We start from the raw sequence: 8104 nt of genomic DNA on the forward strand, positions 1-8104 counted from the left end.
CTTCTGATGTTTGATACTATTGTTCATAAGGTGGTAGCATTCTACAGAAACCGTTGGCTCGGTCTCGACTACCTTCTCATTCAATCTTCGCTACGGCACAGATCACCTCACTGAGCCAGTTCACGATACCAGGCGTCCATCGCCATCTCGTGGAAGCCGTTGCGGAAATAGCGGTAGTCGCCGAGCGATTCCGGAAGGTGAAAGTCCTTGGCGGCACGGTCGGAGCTGATTCCCTTTTCTCGGCTGGCTCGAGCGTGTTTTTCAATTTCAGCTAACAGGTGGCGATACGATCGGGTTGAGGCTGAGTCGTTTTTGCACACGCTGCCATGGCCGGGCACGATCAGACCTTTGGTATTTTTTACGATGCTCTCGACCGATTTGATCCACTGGCTCGGGGAGGACGACATGAAGTTGGGGAAAATACCGTCCCAGACGAGGTCGCCGGCGAAGGTGGTGCCGCTTAGGTCATCGGTGATCACCAGGTCGCTGGCGGTGTGACCTTTCATCGGGGTGATGGTCACGGTTCTGCCTCCGAGATCCAAGGTCACCGCTTTCTCCTCGTTGGTGATGATGGCCGAGGCGTCCGATAGATAACCTCCCCACTTGTTGAGCGCCGAGACCGAGAGGTCCGGATGGGTCGGGTGGGGCACCGTTTTGCTGTAGTTTTCAAAGGCCAGCTTGCGGGTGGTTTGGGTCATGATGACTACCGGATTGGCTTCGCCACGCATGAAGGCACGGGTGCCGCCGAGGTGATCGAAATGGAAGTGGGTGTTGACCACGTGGGTGGGCAATCGACCCGTAAGGAAAAGACAAGCATCCGCCATGTAAGCCGCTCCGGCCGGAGTGCGGTAGGAATCGATCGCCAGGATCTTGTCCTTGCCGATGATCAGGCCGCCATTCGAGTGGGTCGACAGATCGCCGGATTTTCCACCTTTGGTAAAGGGAGTGGAAATCAGCGCGTAGACGCCCTCGTGCAGTTTCTCGATCCGGGCAAAGGGCTTTTCGCCAATCTTCTGGCCTTCCATCTCGCGCCCGTAGGCCTTGCGACCGAGTAGGGGCGATAGCAGCAGGGTCGCAGAGAATCCGCAGGAGGTGCCGAAGCAGCGCTTGAGGAAGGAGCGACGATCATTGTTCATCATGGCGGAACCTATGGACGGATCAGGCCGATGCAAATGATATGTCGTCTTAACTCGGGTGGCTTTGGAAGGTGTTGACGATGAAAGCCCCGAGCTACCCAGGCCTGTCCATGTCGTCCGCAGCCTGCGGTTTTCTTTTCAAACAGCGTCCTCTCGGTTCGTCGCCTTCGTGCAGAACGATGTCGGAATGCAGGAACTCGGCCGCATCGGCGGAATCCTTCACCTTGGTGGCGCTTCGTTTTAACATCTCCGCTTCAAACCCAGTCAATACGCTGGCTCGCAGTCCAGCCTCCCGCCACGGCGACTTCGGACCGCACGCTTTGGTGATGCCCCGCGCCAGCGCCAGCGCATCAAGCAGAGCTTGATTTGCCCCTTGTCCTTTGAAGGGACTCATCGGATGGGCGGCGTCGCCGATCAAGGTCACTTGCTTGCCTTTCTCTAACAAGTCCGCCGTCAGCAGAGCTCGATCATACACCGGGTAACCCGACACCTGCGCGGCTTCGGTGGTCGCTAAGATCTGGGGGATGGGATCGTGCCACTGACATCGCTTACAGGCCTCGTCCCTGAGCGCCTGAGCACCCTCGGCACTGAGCGCCTTGGCATCCTCTTCCGGCATGGGAAAGCTAAGCTGCCACATCACCGAGTCGGCAGTGAATGGCATCATGTAGATGCGCTCGTTGCCATTGGCGGTCTGGAAAACGGTGGCCGAATCCAACAAGTCATGTTCAAGCCGACCAAGATTTTCCAAGGGGCAAATACCCAGAATGACAATGCATCCCAGATAACGCAAAGGGGAGGCGTCTTCACCGATCAGTAAGCTGCGCACCGAGCTGCGAATGCCATCGGCCCCGACCAATAGGTCCGCCTTGGCGTGCTGGATGGTGCCGTCCACTTGAAAACTAAGATCCACTCCGCCAGCATCAATTTCCTGAAAATCCACCAGCTGATGCCCCCACTGCACCCGTTCATCGCCCCCGAGCTGTTCAAGCAGCGCCTGGCGCAACGACTGCCGCGCGATATGTACATTGGTGCGCTTCGGTGAGCTCTTGGCATCGCCCTGCAGCCACTTTCGGATGCCCCAGTCACCGATCACTTGGCCATCGGTGGTATGCACCAGATGGAGGGTGGAGATCACTCCGTCGTCCAAGGAGAAAACACCCAGCCCCTCAATCGCTTTGCTCGCTTGCTGCAAAGTGAGGCCATACCCCTGAGACCTGGCCGCAAAGCCGCGGTCGCGTTCATACAGAGTGAACGGAATGCCACGGTGCAAACAGGCCACCGCCAGAGCCACTCCTCCAATGCCACCACCAATGATCGCCAGGTGAGGGAAGTTCTCTGCATCCACCACGGTAGGGCTATGAGCAGTCATCAGTCCAGATCCACGACAGCTCAAGCAGGCTTCCACGTGCCCCTTAGGCCGAACCGGCACGGATCCTACGCCGTCCGCTTTCTCAAACTGATCCAGCTGGTTCTGATAGAGACGCCGCGCTTTACCCGATAGCCGAAGGGTCTTCGTGCCACGCCCCTGACACCTCGGGCAAATCGCCCAATGTCCTCCTTCATGATTAGCCTTTTCCACTTGCCTTTTATTTAGCCAGCTCAAGCACCCCCGACAATAAGATTAATCCTAGCCATTTCACCACCTTCCATAGCCCTCAGTGATACAAAAACCGCAGCCCCCAACAGCAGACCCAGCGGGTCGAAAGAAACTAGCGCGGGGTAAAACCCCGGGAACCCAAGCCCCCCACAGATCTCAAGTCGCAGCGGGACGATAGAAGGGGGGGCATGGGTACAGTGAAAATCACAGATTCTCGATTTCACTCCTTTCTGAACCTCTCCGCTTTAAAACCTGATGTTGAATACTGAACTCACCAGTCATCCGCGCAAACATGTCTTGCTTCTTCCAAAATCCGCCAGCACTCTTTGCGCGTGTCTAGTAAAGGATGGATCAGCGATACCGTCGGCGCCTGTGTGGCAGCCGGCATTCAAGAATATGTAGTCTGCGCGGGAGCCAGGAATCTGGAACTGGTGTCGGCTCTCGCCGATTATGCCGAGAGTGGCGATGCCGGTGAGGTGCGGGTGTTCTCGCACTTCGATGAGCGTGCGGCAGGATTTTTTGCCCTTGGTCGCACCATGGAAAACGGAGCTCCCTGTGCGGTGATCACCACGTCCGGAACTGCCGTGGCCGAGCTGCTGCCCGCCGTGGTGGAGGCCCATTACCAGCAGCGACCGCTGGTGATCGTATCGGCCGATCGTCCCGAGCGCTTCCGCGGCACCGGAGCCCCTCAAGCGATTGAGCACGTGGGGATTTTTTCCAAATACGTTGAAGGCTGCGAAGACATCGCATGGGTGGACACCCTGACACTATTCGACGGCTGGAGCGGCAAGCTGCCGTGGCATCTGAATATTTGCATCGAGGAAAACGAAGCGAAAGCCCGACTCTCCAAGGTCAGGGTGGGGGAAGTGCAAGCCCAGCGCGAAAATATCAACATGAGCCCGGTCTTCGACTGCATCAAAAATGCCTGGAAGGGCATGGTGGTGCTGTTGGGCGGGCTTGAGCCTGAGGACCGTGAAGAGGTGTGGCATGTCCTGCGCGACCTTGGCGCTCCGGTTCTGGCCGATAGCACAAGCGGCCTGCGCGAGGCACTCGGTAAGTTGGTTCTCGTGGATGGCGATCGCTTGCTGCGCGAGAACCCGCCAGCCTACGTGCTGCGCATCGGTGAGGTGCCGGTGGGGCGCTATTGGCGTGATCTTGAAGAGCTGCCAGCCGTCCAGGTGGTGTCGATTTCCCGCACAGGCTACGCCGGACTCTCACGCGATAGCCAGGTGATTACTGGCGATATCAGTCGCTGCATGCGTGCGCTCGGTGAGATTTCATCGGTGGGCGACGCGATGGATCATCTGAAACTCTCAAACAAACGACGCGGTAAGGTGAACGAATTGTTAGAATCTCTGCCGGAAAGCGAGCCAGGCATGGTGCGCATGCTCTCGGTGATGGCCACCATGGGCAGCAGTCTGTATTTGGGAAATAGTTTGCCGATCCGTGAGTGGAACGATTTCGCCCAGAGTGAGTTTCCTTACGAACTGGTGCGTGCGAACCGCGGAGCCAATGGTATCGACGGACAAATCGCCACCTGGCTGGGAGCCACGGCCGATGAGGAAAATGCTTGGGGCATCTTTGGAGATCTCACGGCTCTCTACGACATGGGAGCTCCTGCCTTGTTAGATCAGGTGCAGTGCCAAGGGCGTATGCTGGTGGTGATCAACAATGGTGGAGGACAGATCTTCAGCCGATTGCCCAGTGTGCAGGGGATGGATCCCGAAGTGACCGAGCTGGTCACCAACGAACACGAGCACGGGTTTGAGTCCTGGGCGAAGATGTGGAAGATGGACTATGTCCGTGTCGATGGCATGGAGGGCTTTGATTTCGAACCTGGTGACAAAACCACGGTGGTCGAAATCATCCCCAGCAGCCGCCAGACGGAAACCTTCTGGGCCAAATTCGAGGCGCTCAAATAGAGGCTGTTACTAAGCGGCCTTCGCCATCGCCTTACTCCGCGTCTAACTCGATATTGTCGATCAGACGAACCTCGCCGTAAAAGACGGCGGTGGCAATGATGGCGGGGCGGGTAACTTTTTCCAGCGGTTGCAGGTTTTCCGCATCCAGCAGCTCGAGGTAGTCGATCACTGCACAGGCGTCCGAGGCTTCGATGGTTTGACGCGCCATGTCGAGCAGCTGGTCGGGGCGAGTCTCGCCGTGATGGAATGCCTGCTGGGCGGTGAGCAGTGCCTTGCGAATGCGGGGGGCGTCGTTGCGCTGGGCTTCGCTGAGGCGAACGTTGCGCGACGACATCGCCAGGCCACTCGCTTCACGCACGGTGTCGACACCTTCAATCACGATCGGCACATTCAAGTCTCGCACCATTCTCCGGATGATGGCGAGTTGTTGGAAATCTTTTTTACCGAACACCGCGATGTCTGATCCGGTGAGGTTGAACAGCTTCAGCACCACGGTGCAGACACCGGCGAAATGGCCGGGTCGGGTGGCTCCGCAGAGGCGGGAGGAGAGCGCGTCTTCGGTGACGTTTACCGAGTGGTCCGGATGATACATGCTGCCATCCTTGGGCGCAAAAACCAGATCCACCCCGTGCTCGCGGCAAAGCTCGAGATCGCGCTCCATCGTGCGAGGGTAGTTTTCCAAGTCGCTGGGGTTATTGAATTGGGTGGGGTTGACAAAGAGCGTCAGCAGCACCTCTCCGTCGTCTCCGGCGAGTTCGCGTGCGCGCTTGACCAGGGTCAGGTGGCCATCGTGCAGGGCGCCCATGGTGGGCACCAGCACGCGGGGTGAGCGTTCGGCGGAGTGGGGGATTTCGGTGGGTTCGGTGATGATGTTCATGCTCTTGAAATACTAGATGGATGATGGGTGAGGGCGCTCAGAGTGGTCGTTTTACGGCGCTGCTTTCCAGCGGGATAAAAGTTGACGAGGTATCGTATTCGGTGCAGCTTGGCCGTGCGCTGCGCCGCGCTTCAAACTCTGGCGCGCCCCCAATATCATCCGAATTGTTACATTAATCCATCATGAAAAAATACCTTAAGTTTTCCGCCATGTTCTGCGCGCTGGCTATCGTCACCGCCGTCGGCACAGGATCGGCACAAGCTCAGAAGCTGAAGATTGCGACCGTGGACATGCAGAAGCTGTTCAAAGAATACCACCGCACCACCGACGAGCAGCAGAAGTTCAGTGAGGAGTTCGCCAAAATCCAGAAGGAAAACAACGAACGTCTCGCCGGAATCCGCGCTCTCGAAGAGCAGCTGCAAGGGCTGAAGAAGAAAATTGAGGACCCAACACTCTCTGACAAACTGAAGCGCGATAAGTCCCGTGAGTTCCAGCTGAAGCTCGACGAAGCCAAAGCCATGGACCGTGAGCGCCGCGAGTTCCTCGGTCGCCGCACCCGCGCGCTCGAGCTGAAGAAACAAGCCAGCATGAAGGGCATTCTCGAAGAGATCCGCCAGCGTATCGTCGATCACTCCAAGAAGGAAGACTTCGACTTCGTCTTAGACAAATCCGGCCTCAGCGCCAACCAGGTGCCATTCCTGCTCTACACCAAAGATGCCACTGACATCACCGCATCTCTGTTGACCGAGCTGAACAAAGACGCACCAAAAGCTGCCGAAAAGCCAGCCGAAGCCGCTGAGTAATTGCTCAGCGCTCAATCATTTTTCCATGCCCTTTCCCTTTGTGGGAGAGGGCATTTTTTTTGGCGTCGATTAGACTGTTTCAATGGCTTGAGAGGGCGGCGACCGTGCACGTGCACAGGTGGCGCCATGATGCCTCGGGCAGGCGATGGAGCTGCGGTCAATCATCAGGCTTGATCGCAGCGCTCTAACGTTTCATTTTGTGCCAATGAACGAGCTTCTCTGGTCCAAACTCTCCGCTTTTTCCATCGATCATCCCGGCGCCCAATTTGCCTTCAGCGATCGGCTGGCTCGCGAAAATAACTGGTCGGCTGAGTTCACGGCGCGTGTGATCGAGGAGTATAAACGCTTCATCTACCTCTGCTGCGAAGCCGGACACCCGGTGTCGCCATCGGAAGAGGTCGACCAAGTCTGGCACCTGCACCTTTGCTACACCCGCTCGTATTGGAACGCGCTTTGTCGAGACGTGTTAGGGCAGCCGGTGCATCACGGACCCACGCAGGGTGGTGCCGACGAGCGGGCGAAATTTCACGATTGGTATGAGCGCACCCTGACGACCTATCAGGCGCATTTTGGCAGTCCGCCACCGGAGGACATCTGGCCGAGCTCGAAGCTGCGTTTTGCCCGTAAAGACCAGCGTCTGGTGGACGTTTCGAAACATTGGGTTCTGCCGCGCAGTGCGCTGTGGAAATCCGTGGCGGCGGTGGGGATCCTGACTTCATTGGCGGGTTGCACCCACCTTGTGGCCCAGGGCGACGATGGCGAATTATGGTTGGCGATCATTGTGCTCGCGGTGATCGTTGTCGTCCTGCTGATTTCCAAGCTGGGAAAAGGCGGCGGAGGGCGTGGTGGCTCAGGGGGCGGTTACGGCTCGAGTTGCGGTAACGACTGCGGTTCCGATTCCAGCTGCGGCAGTAGCTGTGGCGGAGGCTGCGGCGGTGATTGATTAGGTGCAGCGAAAATCTTCACGCATCTCGGTGCCTCAGGCTTTACCCTGTGCGGCGCGTGGGTTACAGAGGGGTATGTCAAAGAGCCAAGAGGAAATCGCCGCGATGCGGGAGGAATACGGGAGCCGCGTGCTGCGACGCAAGGATCTTGCTGAGGAGCCGATCGCCCAGTTTGAGCAATGGTTTGCCGAGGCCCGTGAGGCGCAGCTGCACGAGCCGAATGCTCTGACGCTCTCCACCATGGGGCTCGATGGTTATCCTTCCTCGCGCACCGTTTTGCTGAAGTTTTTTGATGCCCAAGGTTTTGTGTTTTACACCAATTACGGCAGCGACAAAGCCAAGGAAATCGAAGCCCTGCCCAAAGCGGCCATTCTCTTTCCATGGCTGCAGTTGGAGCGACAGGTTCGCATCGAGGGTGATGTGGAAAAAGTCAGCGCCGCGGAGTCGCTGAAATACTTTGCCTCCCGCCCGCGCGAGAGCCAAATCGGCGCATGGGTTTCGGATCAGTCGAGCGTCATCGATTCCCGGGCACTGCTGCTCAACAAAATGGCAGAGCTCAAGGCCAAGTTTCAAGGCGGCGATGTGCCGCTGCCCAGTTTCTGGGGCGGCTACCGGGTGATTCCCCAGCGCATCGAATTCTGGCAGGGAGGGAAAGGCCGCGTGCACGATCGTTTCCGCTACACCCGCGAGGGCGATAGCTGGACCATCGAGCGACTGGCACCGTGATGGGCGTAGCGAAGATTGAATGAGAAGGTAGTCGAGACCGAGCCAACGGTTTCTGTAGAATGCTACCACCTTATGAACAATAGTATCAAACATCAGAAG

General features: G+C 57.6%; 7 protein-coding genes. 4 read left to right on the forward strand and 3 right to left on the reverse strand.

Going from position 1 to position 8104, the window contains the following annotated elements; translation table 11 throughout:
- Positions 1 to 107: 107 nt before the first annotated feature.
- Both JO972_RS16495 and JO972_RS16500 read right to left on the reverse strand, forming a co-directional pair.
- Positions 108 to 1139 carry an MBL fold metallo-hydrolase gene (locus JO972_RS16495; protein ID WP_309491191.1) on the reverse strand — a complete coding sequence of 344 codons (1032 nt, stop codon included), beginning with the start codon at positions 1137 to 1139 and terminating at the stop codon, positions 108 to 110.
- A gap of 91 nt (positions 1140 to 1230) precedes the next feature.
- On the reverse strand, positions 1231 to 2505 hold the full coding sequence (locus JO972_RS16500; RefSeq protein ID WP_309491192.1) for an FAD-dependent oxidoreductase: 1275 nt from the start codon (positions 2503 to 2505) through the stop codon (positions 1231 to 1233).
- Between the two features lie 560 nt (positions 2506 to 3065).
- Between JO972_RS16500 and menD the strand changes: the two genes are divergently transcribed.
- The gene (gene menD, locus JO972_RS16505; RefSeq protein ID WP_309491193.1) at positions 3066 to 4655 is read left to right on the forward strand and encodes a 2-succinyl-5-enolpyruvyl-6-hydroxy-3-cyclohexene-1-carboxylic-acid synthase; all 1590 of its coding nucleotides are present in this window, start codon (positions 3066 to 3068) and stop codon (positions 4653 to 4655) included.
- Between the two features lie 31 nt (positions 4656 to 4686).
- Here menD and panC read toward each other — a convergent pair whose 3' ends face one another.
- Positions 4687 to 5532: a pantoate--beta-alanine ligase gene (gene panC / locus JO972_RS16510; RefSeq protein WP_309491194.1), complete on the reverse strand. Its 846-nt coding sequence runs from the start codon at positions 5530 to 5532 to the stop codon at positions 4687 to 4689.
- A 182-nt stretch (positions 5533 to 5714) separates the two neighbouring features.
- Between panC and JO972_RS16515 the strand changes: the two genes are divergently transcribed.
- The 3 genes from JO972_RS16515 (at position 5715) to pdxH (ending at position 8005) form a co-directional block, all read left to right on the forward strand.
- A complete protein-coding gene (locus tag JO972_RS16515; protein ID WP_309491195.1) occupies positions 5715 to 6335 on the forward strand; it encodes an OmpH/Skp family outer membrane protein in 621 nt (206 codons plus the stop codon).
- A gap of 205 nt (positions 6336 to 6540) precedes the next feature.
- Positions 6541 to 7278: a glycine-rich domain-containing protein gene (locus tag JO972_RS16520; protein WP_309491196.1), complete on the forward strand. Its 738-nt coding sequence runs from the start codon at positions 6541 to 6543 to the stop codon at positions 7276 to 7278.
- A 76-nt stretch (positions 7279 to 7354) separates the two neighbouring features.
- Positions 7355 to 8005 carry a pyridoxamine 5'-phosphate oxidase gene (pdxH, locus tag JO972_RS16525; RefSeq protein ID WP_309491197.1) on the forward strand — a complete coding sequence of 217 codons (651 nt, stop codon included), beginning with the start codon at positions 7355 to 7357 and terminating at the stop codon, positions 8003 to 8005.
- The last annotated feature ends 99 nt before the right edge of the window (positions 8006 to 8104 follow it).

Origin of the sequence: Oceaniferula flava, from assembly GCF_016811075.1 — a bacterium.
In the GTDB taxonomy this organism is placed as follows: domain Bacteria; phylum Verrucomicrobiota; class Verrucomicrobiia; order Verrucomicrobiales; family Akkermansiaceae; genus Oceaniferula; species Oceaniferula flava.

What these genes read in the sequence shown, in the direction of transcription:
- JO972_RS16515 (WP_309491195.1), top strand. Translation starts at nt 5,715, where the DNA reads ATGAAAAAATACCTTAAGTTTTCCGCCATGTTCTGCGCGCTGGCTATC.
- panC (WP_309491194.1), bottom strand. Translation starts at nt 5,532, where the DNA reads ATGAACATCATCACCGAACCCACCGAAATCCCCCACTCCGCCGAACGC.
- JO972_RS16495 (WP_309491191.1), bottom strand. Translation starts at nt 1,139, where the DNA reads ATGATGAACAATGATCGTCGCTCCTTCCTCAAGCGCTGCTTCGGCACC.
- JO972_RS16500 (WP_309491192.1), bottom strand. Translation starts at nt 2,505, where the DNA reads ATGACTGCTCATAGCCCTACCGTGGTGGATGCAGAGAACTTCCCTCAC.
- pdxH (WP_309491197.1), top strand. Translation starts at nt 7,355, where the DNA reads ATGTCAAAGAGCCAAGAGGAAATCGCCGCGATGCGGGAGGAATACGGG.
- JO972_RS16520 (WP_309491196.1), top strand. Translation starts at nt 6,541, where the DNA reads ATGAACGAGCTTCTCTGGTCCAAACTCTCCGCTTTTTCCATCGATCAT.